The sequence below is a fragment of the Aliihoeflea aestuarii genome, from assembly GCF_024105665.1.
GTDB lineage: Bacteria > Pseudomonadota > Alphaproteobacteria > Rhizobiales > Rhizobiaceae > Aliihoeflea > Aliihoeflea aestuarii.
Genome location: NZ_JAAAMK010000003.1, coordinates 264,259 through 280,162, shown reverse-complemented (window position 1 = coordinate 280,162; position 15,904 = coordinate 264,259). Strand labels below are relative to the sequence as shown.

Here is a 15,904-nt window from a genome sequence, read left to right as displayed (position 1 = left end):
GCGGCAGCCATCGCGTATGTGCGGGCACGAAAATCCGGTGTGGCGTTCGCGCTGCGCCGGTTTCCTGTTGGAAAAATCCAGCGGGGTATCGTCAACCGACTGAACAAGAAGCCGGCCGGATGCTCGCATCCAGAGCCGGGATACGAACAGAAAGGACAAAAATGTTCGCAGTCATCAAAACCGGCGGTAAGCAGTACCGCGTCAACGCCGATCAGGTTCTCGAAATCGGCCGTCTCGAAGGCAATGTCGGCGACGTCATCCAGATCGGCGACGTGCTCGCGCACGGCAATGGCGCCGACGTCACGCTCGGCGCGCCGCTCGTTTCGGGCGCATCGGTTTCCGCCGAGATCATCGATCAGAACCGCGGCGAGAAGGTCATCGCCTTCAAGAAGCGCCGCCGCCAGAATTCGCGCCGCAAGCGCGGTCATCGCCAGCTCCTGACGACGGTCCGTATCTCGGAGATCCTCGTTGACGGCGCCAAGCCCTCGAAGAAGGCGGCTGCCAAGAAGGAAGCTGCGGCTGACGCCGGCGAATTCAAGGATGACGTATCGCTGATCTCGGGCGTCGGTCCGGCCTTGAAGGCCAAGCTCGAAGAGGCCGGCATCACGTCGCTGAAGCAGGTCGCCAAGCTCAAGAAGGCCGAGATTGCCAAGCTCGACGAAGACCTCTCGCTCGGCGGACGCATCGAGCGCGACGAATGGGTCGAGCAGGCCAAGGAACTCATCGCAGGCAAGCCGCCGCGCGCAAAGGTCGATCAGGCCGCCGCTGGCGCAGCCGAGTAAGAACAGAACGTAAAGGAGATTTCCTATGGCACATAAGAAAGCCGGCGGTTCCTCGCGCAACGGTCGCGATTCCGAATCCAAGCGCCTTGGCGTCAAGAAGTTCGGCGGCGAAGCCGTCGTTTCGGGCAACATCATCATCCGTCAGCGCGGGACCAAGTGGCATCCCGGCGCCAATGTCGGCATGGGCAAGGATCACACCCTTTTTGCGATGCAAGAAGGCGTCGTCTCGTTTGCCCGCAAAGCAAACAAGCGAACCTACGTATCGGTAAACCCGATTACGGAAGCAGCGGAATAGGCCGGATCCGCACCACAACACCGGCAACCCATCTCGGGTCCGGTGTCTGGTCAAAATCCAGGACAAAACATCAGGGGAGATGGGTCGCCATCTCCCCTTTTGCCGTTTTGATCTGGAGGAAGACCTATGGTTCTGGAGAAGGAAGACTTAGAAGACGAGAGTTTGCGGATCGACTGCCCGGTTCTCGTCACCGAGAGGCTGGTGCTGCGTCCGCCGCATGTCGACGATCTTGAGGAACTGGCGGAACTGGCCAACAACCGCAAGATCGCCGAGATGCTCGGCCGCATGCCCCATCCCTACGGCCCCGCCGATGCGCAGCAATTCGTCAATGCGGTGCGCAAGGCCGACGAGGGCTGCGCCTACGCCATCGCGCTGGGCGAAAACGGGGCGTTCATCGGTTGCGCGGGGCTCAATCCGACCATGCGCGGGCTGGAGCTCGGCTACTGGATCGGCGAGCCTTACTGGGGTCGCGGCTATGCGACCGAGGCCGCGCACGCGCTGGTCGATCTCGCCTTCCGCGCGACACCGATCGACACGCTCCATGTCTCGTGCCGGGTCATCAATCCCGGGTCGCGCTCGGTCATCCACAAATGCGGGTTCCAGTACTCCGGGCAGGGAATGCTGGATTCGCAGGTCGCGGGCCGGGTCCCGGTCGAGCGATACCGCCTCGACCGCAAGACCTGGGTGAGCTTGAGGAGCTGGGGTCTGGCCTGAGTTCGGGCGGCATCGGACCATGACCGGTTCGATGCCGCCTGAAGCATTGGAGGGCCGCGGTTTCCACCTCTCGCGCTCGCACCGCATATGCGATAGAGGATCGCCCAACATGAAAACCATCCGAACGATTGCAATGCGATGAAATTTCTCGATCAGGCCAAAGTCTATATCCGTTCCGGCGACGGAGGCGCGGGCGCCGTCTCGTTCCGGCGCGAGAAGTTCATCGAGTTCGGCGGGCCGGATGGCGGCGATGGCGGGCGCGGCGGCGACGTGTGGGCCGAAGCGGTCGACGGCCTCAATACGCTCATCGACTACCGCTACCAGCAGCATTTCAAGGCGCAGACCGGCGTTCACGGAATGGGCCGCAATCGCACGGGTGCAGGCGGCAAGGATGTCGTCCTCAAGGTGCCGGTCGGGACGCAGATATTCGAGGAAGACAACGAAACGGTCGTCTGCGACCTGACGCAGGTCGGTCAGCGTTTCCTGCTCGCCAAGGGTGGCAATGGCGGCTTCGGCAACCAGCATTTCAAGACCTCGACCAATCAGGCGCCGCGCCGCGCGAACCCCGGCCTTGAGGGCGAGGAGCGCACGATCTGGCTGCGGCTGAAGCTGATCGCCGATGCGGGGCTCGTCGGTCTGCCCAATGCCGGCAAATCGACCTTCCTCGCCACGGTCACGGCGGCGAAGCCCAAGATCGCGGATTATCCGTTCACGACGCTCCATCCCGGTCTCGGTGTCGCGCGCGTCGATGCGCGCGAATTCGTCATCGCAGACATTCCCGGTCTCATCGAGGGCGCGCATGAGGGCGTCGGCATCGGCGACCGCTTCCTCGGCCATGTCGAGCGCACGCGCGTGCTGCTGCATCTGGTCTCGGCGCGGGAGGAAGACGTGGCAAGCGCGTACGAGACGGTGCGCGGCGAGTTGGAAGCCTATGGCCATGGCCTTGACGAGAAGGCTGAAATTCTGGCGCTGAGCCAGGCCGATACGGTCGATGCCGAGGCGCTGGCGGAGAAGATCGCCGAGCTGGAAGAGGTCGCCGGGCACGCTCCGATGATCCTGTCCGCCGCGACCAGTCAGGGTGTACAGGACGTGTTGCGGGCGCTGATGGCCGAGGTGAAGTCCGCGCGGGACGTGGAAGCGCCGCCAACAGACGATCCCCGGTGGCTGGCGGAGTAAGGACCGTCTCATGTCTGCACTTTACGTCGCCCCCCTCTGTCCTGCCGGCCGCCCTGGCCCGAGCCACGGGTCTCGGTCCGTCCTTCGGTCCCCCCGCAGGTGGGGAGATTCGCAAATCGCCGCTGACGTGCCTGATCTCCCCCCTCGCGGGGGAGATGTCCGGCAGGACAGAGGGGGGCGCGAGAAGGCGCTTCGTTATCAATGAAAAGCCTGTCCGCCCATCGCCGCATCACAGTCAAGATCGGCTCGGCACTGCTCGTCGATCGTACGACAGGTATAAAGCGCGACTGGCTTGCCGGGCTCTGCGACGACATTGCAGCTTTGGCGGGCAAGGGCTGCGAGGTTCTGGTCGTCTCGTCGGGGGCGATCGCGCTCGGGCGCAACATTCTCGGCCTCGGGCGGCGAGCGCTGAAGCTGGAGGAAAGCCAGGCCGCCGCCGCCGCCGGTCAGATTGCGCTTGCCGGCGCATGGGCGGAAGAGCTTGCCCGGGTCGGGCTCAAATCGGGCCAGGTTCTCGTCACGCTCGGCGACACGGAAGAGCGCCGGCGCTATCTCAATGCGCGGGCGACGATCTCCACGCTTTTGAAGCTTGGCGCGGTGCCGGTGATCAACGAGAACGACACGGTCGCGACCTCCGAAATCCGCTATGGCGACAATGATCGCCTTGCCGCGCGCGTCGCGACCATGATGGGCGCGGATCTGCTCGTGCTTCTGTCGGATATAGACGGGCTCTACACCGCTCCGCCCGCGCTTGACCCGGATGCACGGTTCATTGCGTCGGTCGAGGCGATCACCCCGGAAATCGAGGCGATGGCCGGGGCGGCGGCGTCCGAACTGTCGCGCGGAGGCATGCGCACCAAGCTCGATGCCGGCAAGATCGCGACCGCCGCCGGCACGGCGATGATCATCACGTCGGGGCTGCGCCGAAATCCGCTCGCTGCCATCGATGCAGGCGAGCGGGCAACCTGGTTTCAGGCGAGCGCCAATCCGGTGCGGGGCTACAAGACGTGGATCGCGGGCCAGCTCGAACCTGCCGGTCGCATCTCGGTCGATGCGGGCGCTGTGCGGGCGCTGGAGCAGGGCAAGTCGCTGCTGCCGGCGGGCGTCACGCTCGTTTCGGGCCAGTTCTCGCGCGGCGACACCGTTGCGATCCTCGGGCCGGACGGGCTTGAGGTCGCGCGCGGGCTCGTGGAATATGATGCGGCCGATGCCGTGAAGATCGCGGGACTGAAGACGACCGAGATCGAACGGGCGCTCGGCTATCAGGCGCGGGGCGCGATGATCCACAGGGACGATCTCGTCATGTCGCGCATTTCGAAGAAGGACGAGGTCCATGCTGACGACGCATGACGCATCGACAAACGTTGCCGTCTTGATGGAAGATATTGGGCGCAAGGCCCGTGCGGCTGCCCGACCGCTGGCGCTGGCGTCGGCCGAGCGCAAGCATGCGGCACTCGTCGGCATGGCGCAGGCGGTCGTCCGCAGCGAACAGGCGATCCTTTCGGCGAACGCGCTCGACATGGCGAATGGCGAAGATGCGGGCCTGACGCCTTCCATGATGGACCGTCTGAAACTCGATTCCGGCCGCATCCGGGCTATTGCAGACGGCATCCGCGCGATCGCCGAGCTGAAGGACCCGGTCGGCGAGGTGATCGCCGAATGGGACCGGCCGAACGGGCTTCATATCGAGCGCGTCAGGACGCCGCTCGGCATCATCGGCGTGATCTATGAGAGCCGACCGAACGTTACGGCGGACGCCGGCGCGCTGTGTCTGAAGGCCGGCAATGCCGTCATCCTGCGCGGCGGTTCGGATTCGCTCCATTCCTCGCAGGCGATCCATGCCTGCCTCGTCGAAGGCTTGAAATCGGCGGGCTTGCCGGAGGACGCGATCCAGCTCGTGCCGACGACGGACCGCGCGGCCGTGGGTGAAATGCTCACGGGGCTTTCCGGCAATCTGGACGTGATCGTGCCGCGCGGTGGTAAAAGCCTCGTCGGCCGCGTGCAGAGGGAAGCGCGCGTGCCGGTCTTCGCGCATCTGGAGGGCATCTGCCACCTTTACATCGACAAGGCGGCCGATCTCGACATGGCGGTGAAGATCGCCGTCAACGCCAAGATGCGCCGGACCGGCATTTGCGGATCGGCCGAAACGCTGCTCGTCGACCGTGCCGTCAAGGACACGCACCTTCTGCCGATCCTCGAGGCGCTCGATGCGGCGGGCTGCGAAATCCGCGCCGAGGACGAGGTTCGCGCAGTCTTCCCGAATGCGAAGCCGGCAAAGGACGAGGACTGGACGACCGAATATCTCGACGCGATCATCTCGGTGAAGCTGGTCGACGGGGTATCCGGCGCGATCGACCATATCGAGCACTATTCCTCGCATCATACCGAAGCGATCGTGACCGACGATGCTGCGACGGCGGAGCGGTTCTTCAACGAGATCGACTCGGCGATCCTCCTGCACAACGCCTCGACGCAGTTCGCCGATGGCGGCGAGTTCGGCATGGGCGCGGAGATCGGCATCGCGACGGGGCGGATGCATGCGCGCGGGCCGGTCGGTGTCGAACAACTGACCTCGTTCAAGTATCGTGTGCGCGGCCAGGGCCAGACGCGGCCTTGACCCTTGCTGCAGAGCCCGTCGCGCGACGCTACCTGCGCATGCCGCATGCTCAAAAGGGCATGGCGATCGGGCTGTTCGGCGGCTCCTTCAATCCCCCGCACGAGGGCCATGTGCTCGTCGCCGAAACGGCGCTGCGCCGCCTGCGCCTCGACGCGCTGTGGTGGGTCGTGACGCCCGGCAATCCGCTCAAGGCAGGCCGCGAACAGCCTTCGCTCACCCAGCGCATCGCCCTTTCGGAAGGACTTGCGCGCGATCCGCGCATCAAGGTCACCGCGTTCGAGGCCGGGGCGGCCGTGCGCTATACGGCAGATACGATCGCGCTCGTCCAGGCGCGCAATCCCGGCGTCGATTTCGTCTGGATCATGGGCGCCGACAATCTGCGCGAATTTCATCTGTGGCAGCGCTGGCGCGACATTGCGCGGTCGGTGCCGATCGCGGTGATCGACCGGCCGGGCGCGACCTTGTCCTTCCTGTCCTCGCGCATGGCGCAGACCTTCGGCCGGTCGCGCGTCGACGAGAGCGATGCGGGACTGCTTGCGCGCATGCGCCCGCCCGCCTGGACGTTCGTCCACGGACCACGCTCCTCGCTTTCGTCCACGGCGATCCGTGAGGGGCGGATATCGTGATCGCCCAACCGATGGCGACGTCTTGAAACCTTAACGAGACTCTGCCTATCTAGTGGACAGGGCATGAGCTGCCCTGCCTGTTGTTCTTGATCGAAAGGAAAAACGCTGAGAACAGCACTTCAAGAGAAGGCCGAAACCGTGCCTTCGTCGTCCGGTATGACCCGCATTGTCGAGCCCTCCCGGATCCTGAACTCGGTCCTTGCCAGCCTGGAAGACTCCAAGGCCGAAAACATTGTCCCCATCGACATTCAGCGCAAGTCCAGCCTCGGCGATTATATGGTCGTCGCGTCGGGACGCTCGCATCGCCATGTCGCCGCCGTCGCCGATCATCTGATCAGCGCGGTGAAGGAAGCCGGTCTCGGCGTTCCGCGTGTCGAAGGGCTCGCCAGCGCCGACTGGGTTCTGGTCGATACGGGCGATGTGATCGTCCATATCTTCCGGCCCGAGGTGCGCGAATTCTACAATCTCGAGAAAATGTGGCAGACGCCCGATCTCGATGACGGGACGATGCACTGAGGATCGACTAGCGACGTGCGCCGGTTAGCGCCCCGTTCGGACGGGGAGTCGGCGCGCGAGCAACCGGAGCGCGGATTTGCGTCTTTCAATTCACGCGGTCGGCCGTATGAAGGCCGGGCCGGAGCGCGATCTCGTTGCGCGCTATCTGGACCGGCTCGCCAAGGCGGGGCCGGCCGTCGGCCTCGAATTCGGGGGCGTTACCGAGATCGCCGAAAGCCAGGCGCGCAGCGCCGAACAGCGCATGCGCGAGGAAGCGCAGAAGCTGGAGAGCGCGGCGGGCGATTCGGCGCTCGTCCTGCTCGACGAGCGCGGCAGGAACCTGACCTCCAGAGCATTCGCCGAATATATTTCGAAACACGCGGACAGCGGGACGCGCGGCCTCGTCGTCGCGATCGGCGGGGCGGACGGACATGATCCCGCCTTGCGGGCGAAGGCCGACCTCGTCCTGTCCTTCGGCGCGCTGACCTGGCCGCACCAGCTCGTGCGCGTGCTTCTTGCCGAACAGCTCTATCGCGCGGCGACGATTCTTTCGAACCATCCCTACCACCGCGATTGATGTGCGCCGGCATTTCCTGTTCATAGACGACATGGTTGAGCGTTCGTTAACGAAGCGGGCGGCAGGATCGTCCCGTACGATTCGGTTTGGACATGACGCGCAGTTTCTCGACATTCGGATGGACGATCCGCAGCGCCCTGGCGCTGGCGGTCTTCCTGTGCGCGCCGCAGGTTTCGCTGGCGAGCCCGGAAGCGGACGACATCACCGCCCTCGAACTGCGTCATTCCCAATCGTCCGAGGAATATGAGGCGATCAGCTCGCAGATCGTGGTGACGCGCGAGCGTGCGGCCGAGCTCGAAGCCGAGATCGACGCCGTGCGAAAGGATCACGCCGCCCTGTCGGCCGCGCTGATCCAGGCGGCCAAGACGGAGCGCAAGCTGCAGCAGGACATCGAAAGCATCGCCGAACGGCTCGAAGGCATGCGCCACCGCGAGGGCCGGTTGCGCGGCTCGCTCAGCGAACGGCGCGAGCTTCTGGCCGAAGTGCTCGCCGCCTTGCAGCGCATGGGCCTCAATCCGCCGCCGGCGGTGCTCGTCCAGCCCGAGCACGCGCTGGCGTCGGTGCGAAGCGCCATCCTGCTCGGCTCCGTCGTCCCCGAAATGCGCACCGAGACGGTGGCGCTGCTTGCCGACCTCAAGGAACTGTCCGCCTTGAAGACGAATATCGAGGAGGAAAGGTCGCGGCTGTTCCGAACGGTCGCCGATCAGGCCGGCGAAAAGCACCGCCTCGCGGGGCTGGTGGAGGAAAAGCGAAAGCTGGAAGAGCGCTCGCAGGCCGATCTGGCGACCGAGCAGGAGCGAGTCGCCGCGATGGCCGAAAAGGCGGGATCGCTCCAGGACCTCATCGCATCACTCGAAAGTGACATTTCGAGCGCCCGCGACGCGGAGGCGCAAGCGGTTCGTCAGGCGCAGGAGGAGAGCCGGCAGCGCGCCGCCGAACGTGCGCCACAAGTGGCGACAAGCCTGCCCTTCAACGCCCTGAGAAACCAGATATCCCTGCCTGTTCGCGGCCATATCGGGTCACGCTACGGCGAGCCCGACATCGCCGGCCGTCCCTTGATGGGCGACATGGTTAGGACACATTCGGCGGCAATCGTCACCGCACCTGCGGCGGGTACGGTTCTGTATGCAGGACCGTTCAGATCATACGGGCAACTCTTGATCCTCAATGTCGGCGAAGGCTATCATATCGTTCTGGCGGGAATGGGCAGCGTCAGTGTCGCGCTCGGTCAGTCCCTGATGACGGGCGAGCCGATCGGCGCGATGGGGGAGGCGAGAGTGGCAAGTGCGGCCGCCTTCGATAGTGCGAATAACGGTCCGGAGCTCTATGTAGAGTTCCGCAAGGATGGAAAACCCGTCGATCCCTCACCGTGGTGGGCGGAACGCAGTTCTGGAAGGACAGGAAATGATACGTAGAATGTCTCTTCTGATTGCCGGCGCGTTGATGGGCGCGTCCGCAATGAGCCTTGTCCATGGCGGCGTGGGAACGTCGGCCAACGCGGCGGGTTCGGAGACCTACCGGCAATTGGCGATCTTCGGAGATATTTTCGAGCGCGTTCGCGCGCAATATGTCAGCGAGCCGGACGATTCGGAACTGATCCAGAATGCCATCAACGGCATGCTGACGTCGCTCGATCCGCATTCGTCCTATCTGACGCCGGACGACGCGCAGGATATGCGCGTGCAGACGCGCGGCGAATTCGGCGGCCTCGGCATCGAAGTGACGATGGAGAACGACCTCGTCAAGGTGATCTCGCCGATCGAGGACACGCCGGCGGCGCGCGCCGGGGTTCTGGCCGGTGATCTGATCTCGCATATCGACGGCGAGGAAGTGCGCGGCCTGACGCTGGCCGACGCCGTGGACAAGATGCGCGGCAGGGTCGACACCTCGATCGAACTGACGATCGTTCGCGAAGGCGCCGCCGAGCCGATCAATATCGAGATCACGCGCGCCATCATCCAGGTGCGCGCCGTGCGCCACCGCGTTGAGGACGATATCGGCTATATCCGGATCAACTCCTTCACCGAAAAGACGCAGACCGATCTCGAGGCGGCGATCGAAGACATCAAGTCGCAGATCCCCGACGAAGACCTCAAGGGCTATGTGCTCGACATGCGGCTCAATCCGGGTGGATTGCTCGACCAGTCGGTCAGCGTCACCGACACGTTCCTCGACCGCGGCGAGATCGTTTCGACCCGCGGACGCGAATCCTCCAACGTGACGCGCTTCGATTCGCGTCCGGGCGATTCGATCGACGGCAAGCCGCTCATCGTGCTGATCAATGGCGGGTCGGCGAGTGCATCGGAAATCGTTGCGGGTGCGCTTCAGGACCATCGCCGTGCCACGGTCGTCGGTTCGCGCTCCTTCGGCAAAGGATCGGTGCAGACGATCATTCCACTGGGCGAGAACGGCGCGCTGCGCCTGACGACGGCGCTCTACTACACGCCGTCGGGAACCTCGATCCAGGGAACGGGCATCACGCCGGATATCGCGGTCGATCAGCCGCTGCCGGAGGAACTGAGAAGCGCGGCCGCCGAAGCGACGCGCGGCGAATCCTCGCTTCCGGGCCATATCCGCGGTGAGCGCGAGGGCGAGGACGGTTCGGGTTCGTCGTCCTACGTGCCGCCGGAGCCGGAGGACGACATCCAGCTCAATTTCGCCTACGACCTGCTTCGCGGCGAAAGGACCGATCCGGCCTTCCCGCCCAATCCGGATCGCGCCGTGTTGCAGCAGTAACCACCGGACACGACTGGAATTTGAGGCCGGCGAGGGCAACCTCGCCGGCCTTTTGCATAATCGGTGCGAATGCACGATCCTCCGATGGGTGATTCGGGTTGAAGGGGCGCATCGGCAGTGCTTGATTTCGGCGACAGGGAGATCGACCGGCCGCTGGGGCTCGGGCCACGCCCACCCCGAGGGCGCGATCGTCGGGACAAAATACGGCTGGTGGGCGTATTGGCAATCGGCTGTGCGCTGCTCGGCCTTTCGGTCGCCTCCGCCCTGCATGATGACGGGCTGCGCTCGCCGCAGCCGGTCGTGGTGACGACGCCTGTCGAGGAACCTCCGCCCGATTCGGCCACGCGGCCGGCCGGTCCCTCGGTCACCCGCGTCGAACGATCTGGCGAGCCGGACGAGTCCGGCACGGTGACGTTTCGCGATCCCGCATCTTTGTCGCAAAGCGCCCTCACCGCCCATCTGCCCGATCCCGAACTGACCGAGCCGTCTGATCACGGAGCGCTTCCGCGCCGGGATGCCGATGGCAGGCGGCCTTTCGATGTCTATGCGCGGCCCTGGTCGGGGACGCGCGGCGCGCGCATCACCATCGTCGTCGGCGGGCTGGGCCTCTCGCAGACCGGCACGCAGCGCGCGATCGAGGTGCTGCCCGCCGAAGTCACGCTCGCCTTCGCACCGGCCGGAAACAGCCTCGACCGCTGGATGCAGAACGCTCGCCGAAAGGGTCACGAACTCCTGATGCAGGTGCCAATGGAGCCTTTCGATTACCCGAACGTCGATCCGGGACGCGGCACGCTGACCGTCGGCGCCGATCCGGCGGCGTTTCGCGACGACCTTCACTGGTCGCTTGGGCGCATCACCAACTACACCGGCATCATGAACTATATGGGCGCTCGACTGATGGCCGATCAGGGCGCGGTGCGGGAATTGATGGCCGAACTTGGCCAGCGCGGGCTCGGCTATCTCGACGACGGGTCGTCGGCGCGCAGCCTTGCCGGTGATGAAGCGCAGACCTCCGGCGTTCCCTTCGCGGCTGCCGACGTGACCATCGACACCGTTCGCGAACGCGGCGCGATCCTCGAAAAGCTCGACGAGGCGGAGCGGGTGGCGCGCGCCACCGGTTCGGCGATCGCTATCGGCGCGGCTTTCGACGTGACGGTCGATGCGGTCACCGCATGGGTCGGCGAGGCACGGCTGCGCGGCATCGAGATCGTCGGCTATTCCGCGCTGGCCACCGATCCCGAGCGCAGATAGAACACGGACATGACAGACATGCTTCCCTACCGACCCTGCGTCGGCATCATGGTTTTGAACCGCGACGGCCTCGTTTGGGTCGGCCGGCGCATCGCAGAACCCGACGGCGAAATGTCCGGTGCGCGCCAGCTCTGGCAGATGCCGCAGGGCGGCATCGATCCGGGCGAGGACGCGCTCGTCGCCGCGCGCCGCGAACTTTACGAGGAGACGGGCATGCGCTCCGTCTCGCTGATCGCCGAGGCGCCGGACTGGATCAATTACGATCTGCCGCCGCATCTCGTCGGCATCGCGCTCAAGGGCAAGTATCGCGGCCAGACTCAACGCTGGTTCGCCTTCCGCTTCGAAGGCGAGGACAGCGAGATCGCGATCGATCCGCCGCCGGGCGGTCATTCGGCGGAATTCGACGAATGGGCATGGAAGCCGATGGACGAATTGCCCGACCTCATCGTCCCCTTCAAGCGGGACGTGTACCTCGCGGTCGTCGGCGCGTTCCGCCATCTTGTCCCGGCAGGCCGCGCCGGATGACGTTTTCATTGATCGCACGCTGCGCCCGAACGGGTCAGTTCGGCATCGGCGCCGTTACGGCCATGCCGGCCGTGGGAAAGCTCTTGACCTATGCGTGGCCCCGCAAGGGCGCGGTCGCGACGCAGGCGCTGGTCAATCCGTATCTGGGCATCGACGGGCTGACCCTTTTGCGCGAAGGCAAGAGCGCTCACGAGGTTTTGGACATCCTCAAGGGCGACGATCCGGAAATCGAGAACCGGCAATTCGCCGTGATGGACGGCACCGGCAACGGTGCGGTGTGGACCGGAAGCGAGTGCATCGACTGGGCCGGCCATGCGATCTTTCCCGACCTGACGATCCAGGGCAACCGGCTCGAAGGTCCTCAGGTGATCGCCGCCATTCGCGATGCGTTCGACGGCCATGCCGATCTGCCGCTGGCCGGCCGGCTCGTGGAAGCGCTTGCCGCCGGGGATGCGAGCGGCGGGGACCGCAAGGACGAGCGCTCGTCCACCGTCTATGTCGTGGATTCGGAGGAATATCCGCTTTGGGACGTACGCGTCGACGAGCATGACGACCCGATCGCGGAGCTGCGCCGTGTCTATGCGATCTTTGCCCGCGACCTCTATCCGCATATCAAGCGGATGTCGACACGGGCTAATCCGATGGGCGAAATCGACGACCGCGCGGTATAGGCAAGTCTTTCAGGGAAATGTTAGGAACTTCTGCGATTCTATCGGGCGCGCGGAACGCGACGTTTTTAGGCAATTAACAATTTTTGACGCACGCACCCGGCCAGATCATGGCAGATGACAGAGCTTTCAACAGCAGGACGAACCCGATGACGAAACGCTATTTCGGTACTGATGGTATTCGTGGCCGGGCCAACAGATTTCCGATGACGGCCGAGACCGCGATGCGCGTCGGCATGGCGACGGGATTGTCCTTCCAGCGCGGCAGCCACCGCCACCGGGTCGTCATCGGCAAGGACACGCGGCTGTCCGGCTACATGATCGAGAACGCCATGGTCGCAGGTTTCTGCGCCGCCGGCATGGATGTGTTCCTGCTCGGGCCGATCCCGACGCCCGCCGTCGCCATGCTCGCCCGTTCGCTGCGTGCGGATATCGGCGTGATGATCTCGGCCTCGCACAATCCGTTCTTCGACAACGGCATCAAGCTGTTCGGCCCCGACGGCTACAAGCTGTCCGATACGATCGAGCAGGAAATCGAGGAGATGATCGACGGCGATCTCGATCGGGCGCTGGCGACGTCGGACGGGCTCGGCCGGGCCAAGCGCATCGACGGCGTGCAGGATCGCTACATCGAATTCGCCAAGCGCACGCTGCCGCGCTCCATGTCGCTGAGCGGCCTGCGCGTCGTGGTCGATTGCGCCAACGGCGCCGCCTACAAGGTCGCCCCTAACGCGCTTTGGGAACTGGGCGCCGACGTGGTGACCATCAACGACGAACCGAACGGGTTCAACATCAACGAGGATTGCGGCTCGACGCATCCGCTGGGCCTGTCCAAGAAGGTTCACGAAGTCCGCGCCGATCTCGGCATCGCGCTCGACGGAGATGCCGACCGTGTGGTGATCGTGGACGAGAACGGAACCGTCATCGACGGCGACCAGATCATGGCGCTGATCGCGGAGACGTGGCACAAGGCCGGCCGCCTCAATGGCGGCGGGCTCGTCGCGACGATCATGTCCAATCTGGGCCTCGAGCGCTTCATGGGCGATCTGGGTCTTGGGCTTCACCGCACCAAGGTTGGAGACCGCTACGTGGTCGAGCATATGCGCGCGCACGGCTTCAATGTCGGCGGCGAGCAGTCCGGCCATGTCGTGCTGACGGATTTTTCGACGACCGGCGACGGCCTCGTCTGCGCACTGCAGATTCTGGCCTGCATCAAGCGCGCGGGAAAGCCCGTCAGCGAAGTCTGCAGCAAGTTCGAGCCGGTTCCGCAGCTTTTGAAGAATGTCCGCTTTTCCGGCACGTCGCCGCTGGAGAGCGAACCGGTCAAGCAGGCGATCAAGGACGCCGAATCGATGCTCGGCAAGTCGGGCCGCCTCGTCATCCGGCCATCGGGCACCGAACCGCTGATCCGCGTGATGGCGGAAGCCGACGACCGGTCGATGGTCGAGAAAGTCGTCGACGAACTCGTTCACGTCATCGGAACGGCCCGCAGCGCCGCCTGACGCAGTTCCTTCATGGTTCTGGTGAAAACAAAGCCTCCGCAATGCGGAGGCTTTGTTTTAGACGGCAGCATAGATTGCCGGGCTAACGGATCATTAAGGTAAAGAATTAGGGTTAAGCAGCATTTAACCTTTATCGCCCATCTTCGCATCCGAACCATTTCCGGGGGTGGCCAAGCGTCCCGGCGCTTCGTGAGGTGAAGAGCATGAAACCTGTCAATATCGCGGCTTTCGCCGTCGCCGCCGTAATTGCGGCCCCTGTGCTGCCGGCGATGGCGGCGGATCTTTATGAACAGCCGGTCTACAAGGATTTCGTGCCGGAACAGCCGGTGGCGTTCGGCGGCTGGTATCTGCGCGGCCATATCGGCATGTCGAACCAGCGCTACAAAGGGCTGGATTACGAATATTTCGATGTTGCGGGATATACCCAGACGTGGCTTGACGAAGGTGGCTTCGACGCCGGTGGTATCTATGGTGCGGGTATCGGTTACGCCTTCAATGACTGGTTGCGGGTAGATGCCACTGCAGAATATCGAGGCAAGACTGGATTCCGCGCGCTGGACCGCTTTGTGAACGATCCCGGGACGCCGGACTTTTTCGGTATAAACGAATACACTGCTACAAAATCCGAGCTTCTTCTCCTGGCAAACGTTTATGCCGATCTCGGCAGTTATGCGGGCTTCTCGCCATATATCGGCGCCGGCATCGGTACGTCGCGCAATACGATTTCGCACTTCAACGATGCCAACGTACCGCGCAACGGCGGTGGCTATGCCGGCAAAGATTCGAAATGGGATCTCGCCTGGGCGCTTCATGCAGGCGTCGGCTACCAGGTCAGCGATCGTGTGACTCTCGATCTGGGCTACAGTTATACGCATCTGGGCGACGCGACGACCGCACCGGTGCAGAACTACGACCCAGCTTTCACACGACCAAACGACGGTATGAAGTTCCGCGACATCTCCTCGCACGATTTGAAGCTCGGCTTCCGCTACGCGTTCAACTGATCGCCCGAGGGCCACGACGATGAAGCCCGGCCATGTGCCGGGCTTTTTCATGTGCAACGAAGCAATCGCCGGCTTCTTATGCTTAACGGTGAATTAACCCGAATGGTTAATGATGCTGGGTAATCGGGTGCCATAACGCCCGTCGCCAGCCATCGGAGTTCACGAACATGCGGACCGCACTGCGCCTTTTCGCTTTCTCAGCATCTATCGCTGCGCTTTGCGGCGGGGCGGTCGCCGCCGATTATGCTCCGCCGATCTTCATCGAGCAGGCTCCCGAATATGTCCCTGTCGAAGTCGGCTCTGGCTGGTATCTGCGCGGCGACGTCACCTATCTGGCGAGTGACCCGGTCTATGACTTCGATCCCGCCATCGGCAGTCTGCGCAACAACCGCTTCGGTGGCTCCGCCGGCATCGGCTATCACTTCAGCGATCTTTTGCGCACCGATTTGAACATCGGTCTCGTGGCGAGCGATCGTTACCGGATCGACGCAGGCGCGGCCGGGACGTTCGAGGAAACGAACAAGGCGTGGTACGGCATGGCGAACGCCTATCTCGACCTCGGCACGCTCGCCGGTTTCACGCCCTATGTGGGCGCGGGTATCGGCGTTCTTCACACGCGAAACTCGTCCGATTTCGCCTATCCCGTCGATATCGATTCCAACCAGTATCGGCTCGCCTATGCGCTCAATGCCGGCGTGAACTATCAGGTCGCCGACAATCTGTCGGTCGATCTCGGTTACCAGTATCTGGCTTCGCCGAAGACGGAATATCGCGACTTCAACACCTTGGCGGTCGAGGACGGCGTCGACTATCATCAAATCAAGCTCGGCCTGCGCTACGATCTCTGGTAGCCCGATTTCGGCTTTCGACCTCCCAGGCAAATGTATCGCCCGAACGTCTGTTCGGGCGATTTTCGTTTAACGCATGGTCGCGAGA

The 15,904-nt window shown here is 63.9% G+C and carries 17 protein-coding genes; all 17 read left to right on the top strand.

The window, feature by feature from the left end; translation table 11 throughout:
- Positions 1 to 161: 161 nt before the first annotated feature.
- The 17 genes from rplU (at position 162) to GTW25_RS08955 (ending at position 15,819) form a co-directional block, all read left to right on the top strand.
- Complete coding sequence (gene rplU / locus GTW25_RS09035) at positions 162 to 782, top strand: 50S ribosomal protein L21 (protein WP_252911719.1); 621 nt, start codon at positions 162 to 164, stop codon at positions 780 to 782.
- A gap of 25 nt (positions 783 to 807) precedes the next feature.
- Positions 808 to 1,077 (top strand): 50S ribosomal protein L27, encoded by a 270-nt coding sequence (gene rpmA / locus GTW25_RS09030; RefSeq protein ID WP_252911718.1) that lies wholly within the window; start codon positions 808 to 810, stop codon positions 1,075 to 1,077.
- A gap of 126 nt (positions 1,078 to 1,203) precedes the next feature.
- Positions 1,204 to 1,791: a GNAT family N-acetyltransferase gene (locus GTW25_RS09025; protein ID WP_252911717.1), complete on the top strand. Its 588-nt coding sequence runs from the start codon at positions 1,204 to 1,206 to the stop codon at positions 1,789 to 1,791.
- 138 nt (positions 1,792 to 1,929) lie between these two features.
- Positions 1,930 to 2,967: a GTPase ObgE gene (obgE, locus tag GTW25_RS09020; RefSeq protein ID WP_252911716.1), complete on the top strand. Its 1,038-nt coding sequence runs from the start codon at positions 1,930 to 1,932 to the stop codon at positions 2,965 to 2,967.
- Positions 2,968 to 3,168: 201 nt separating this feature from the next.
- The gene (proB, locus tag GTW25_RS09015; RefSeq protein WP_252911715.1) at positions 3,169 to 4,317 is read left to right on the top strand and encodes a glutamate 5-kinase; all 1,149 of its coding nucleotides are present in this window, start codon (positions 3,169 to 3,171) and stop codon (positions 4,315 to 4,317) included.
- Positions 4,301 to 5,584 carry a glutamate-5-semialdehyde dehydrogenase gene (locus tag GTW25_RS09010; protein WP_252911714.1) on the top strand — a complete coding sequence of 428 codons (1,284 nt, stop codon included), beginning with the start codon at positions 4,301 to 4,303 and terminating at the stop codon, positions 5,582 to 5,584. The genes proB and GTW25_RS09010 overlap by 17 nt, the downstream gene beginning before the upstream one ends.
- 38 nt (positions 5,585 to 5,622) lie before the next feature.
- Entirely contained in the window at positions 5,623 to 6,210 is a 588-nt protein-coding gene (locus GTW25_RS09005; protein WP_252912053.1) for a nicotinate-nucleotide adenylyltransferase, read from the top strand.
- Between the two features lie 156 nt (positions 6,211 to 6,366).
- Complete coding sequence (gene rsfS / locus GTW25_RS09000; RefSeq protein WP_252911713.1) at positions 6,367 to 6,726, top strand: ribosome silencing factor; 360 nt, start codon at positions 6,367 to 6,369, stop codon at positions 6,724 to 6,726.
- A gap of 76 nt (positions 6,727 to 6,802) precedes the next feature.
- Positions 6,803 to 7,282 (top strand): 23S rRNA (pseudouridine(1915)-N(3))-methyltransferase RlmH, encoded by a 480-nt coding sequence (rlmH, locus tag GTW25_RS08995; protein WP_252911712.1) that lies wholly within the window; start codon positions 6,803 to 6,805, stop codon positions 7,280 to 7,282.
- 92 nt (positions 7,283 to 7,374) lie between these two features.
- A complete protein-coding gene (locus GTW25_RS08990) occupies positions 7,375 to 8,697 on the top strand; it encodes a murein hydrolase activator EnvC family protein (RefSeq protein WP_252911711.1) in 1,323 nt (440 codons plus the stop codon).
- Positions 8,687 to 10,018 carry a S41 family peptidase gene (locus GTW25_RS08985; protein WP_252911710.1) on the top strand — a complete coding sequence of 444 codons (1,332 nt, stop codon included), beginning with the start codon at positions 8,687 to 8,689 and terminating at the stop codon, positions 10,016 to 10,018. Before GTW25_RS08990 ends, GTW25_RS08985 begins: the two co-directional genes overlap by 11 nt.
- A 210-nt stretch (positions 10,019 to 10,228) precedes the next feature.
- Positions 10,229 to 11,269 carry a divergent polysaccharide deacetylase family protein gene (locus GTW25_RS08980; RefSeq protein ID WP_308206244.1) on the top strand — a complete coding sequence of 347 codons (1,041 nt, stop codon included), beginning with the start codon at positions 10,229 to 10,231 and terminating at the stop codon, positions 11,267 to 11,269.
- A 9-nt stretch (positions 11,270 to 11,278) separates the two neighbouring features.
- Positions 11,279 to 11,794: an RNA pyrophosphohydrolase gene (locus tag GTW25_RS08975; RefSeq protein ID WP_252911708.1), complete on the top strand. Its 516-nt coding sequence runs from the start codon at positions 11,279 to 11,281 to the stop codon at positions 11,792 to 11,794.
- Positions 11,791 to 12,465: a DUF1028 domain-containing protein gene (locus GTW25_RS08970; RefSeq protein WP_252911707.1), complete on the top strand. Its 675-nt coding sequence runs from the start codon at positions 11,791 to 11,793 to the stop codon at positions 12,463 to 12,465. The genes GTW25_RS08975 and GTW25_RS08970 overlap by 4 nt, the downstream gene beginning before the upstream one ends.
- 146 nt (positions 12,466 to 12,611) lie before the next feature.
- On the top strand, positions 12,612 to 13,964 hold the full coding sequence (gene glmM, locus GTW25_RS08965) for a phosphoglucosamine mutase (protein ID WP_252911706.1): 1,353 nt from the start codon (positions 12,612 to 12,614) through the stop codon (positions 13,962 to 13,964).
- A 203-nt stretch (positions 13,965 to 14,167) separates the two neighbouring features.
- Entirely contained in the window at positions 14,168 to 14,968 is an 801-nt protein-coding gene (locus tag GTW25_RS08960) for an outer membrane protein (RefSeq protein ID WP_252911705.1), read from the top strand.
- A 167-nt stretch (positions 14,969 to 15,135) separates the two neighbouring features.
- On the top strand, positions 15,136 to 15,819 hold the full coding sequence (locus tag GTW25_RS08955) for an outer membrane protein (protein WP_252911704.1): 684 nt from the start codon (positions 15,136 to 15,138) through the stop codon (positions 15,817 to 15,819).
- Positions 15,820 to 15,904: the final 85 nt, after the last annotated feature.

Bases quoted from the DNA above. Each gene is read 5' to 3' on its own strand.
- rplU (WP_252911719.1), top strand. From the start codon at position 162: ATGTTCGCAGTCATCAAAACCGGCGGTAAGCAGTACCGCGTCAACGCC.
- rpmA (WP_252911718.1), top strand. From the start codon at position 808: ATGGCACATAAGAAAGCCGGCGGTTCCTCGCGCAACGGTCGCGATTCC.
- GTW25_RS09025 (WP_252911717.1), top strand. From the start codon at position 1,204: ATGGTTCTGGAGAAGGAAGACTTAGAAGACGAGAGTTTGCGGATCGAC.
- obgE (WP_252911716.1), top strand. From the start codon at position 1,930: ATGAAATTTCTCGATCAGGCCAAAGTCTATATCCGTTCCGGCGACGGA.
- proB (WP_252911715.1), top strand. From the start codon at position 3,169: ATGAAAAGCCTGTCCGCCCATCGCCGCATCACAGTCAAGATCGGCTCG.
- GTW25_RS09010 (WP_252911714.1), top strand. From the start codon at position 4,301: ATGCTGACGACGCATGACGCATCGACAAACGTTGCCGTCTTGATGGAA.
- GTW25_RS09005 (WP_252912053.1), top strand. From the start codon at position 5,623: ATGCCGCATGCTCAAAAGGGCATGGCGATCGGGCTGTTCGGCGGCTCC.
- rsfS (WP_252911713.1), top strand. From the start codon at position 6,367: ATGACCCGCATTGTCGAGCCCTCCCGGATCCTGAACTCGGTCCTTGCC.
- GTW25_RS08990 (WP_252911711.1), top strand. From the start codon at position 7,375: ATGACGCGCAGTTTCTCGACATTCGGATGGACGATCCGCAGCGCCCTG.
- GTW25_RS08985 (WP_252911710.1), top strand. From the start codon at position 8,687: ATGATACGTAGAATGTCTCTTCTGATTGCCGGCGCGTTGATGGGCGCG.
- GTW25_RS08975 (WP_252911708.1), top strand. From the start codon at position 11,279: ATGACAGACATGCTTCCCTACCGACCCTGCGTCGGCATCATGGTTTTG.
- GTW25_RS08970 (WP_252911707.1), top strand. From the start codon at position 11,791: ATGACGTTTTCATTGATCGCACGCTGCGCCCGAACGGGTCAGTTCGGC.
- glmM (WP_252911706.1), top strand. From the start codon at position 12,612: ATGACGAAACGCTATTTCGGTACTGATGGTATTCGTGGCCGGGCCAAC.
- GTW25_RS08960 (WP_252911705.1), top strand. From the start codon at position 14,168: ATGAAACCTGTCAATATCGCGGCTTTCGCCGTCGCCGCCGTAATTGCG.
- GTW25_RS08955 (WP_252911704.1), top strand. From the start codon at position 15,136: ATGCGGACCGCACTGCGCCTTTTCGCTTTCTCAGCATCTATCGCTGCG.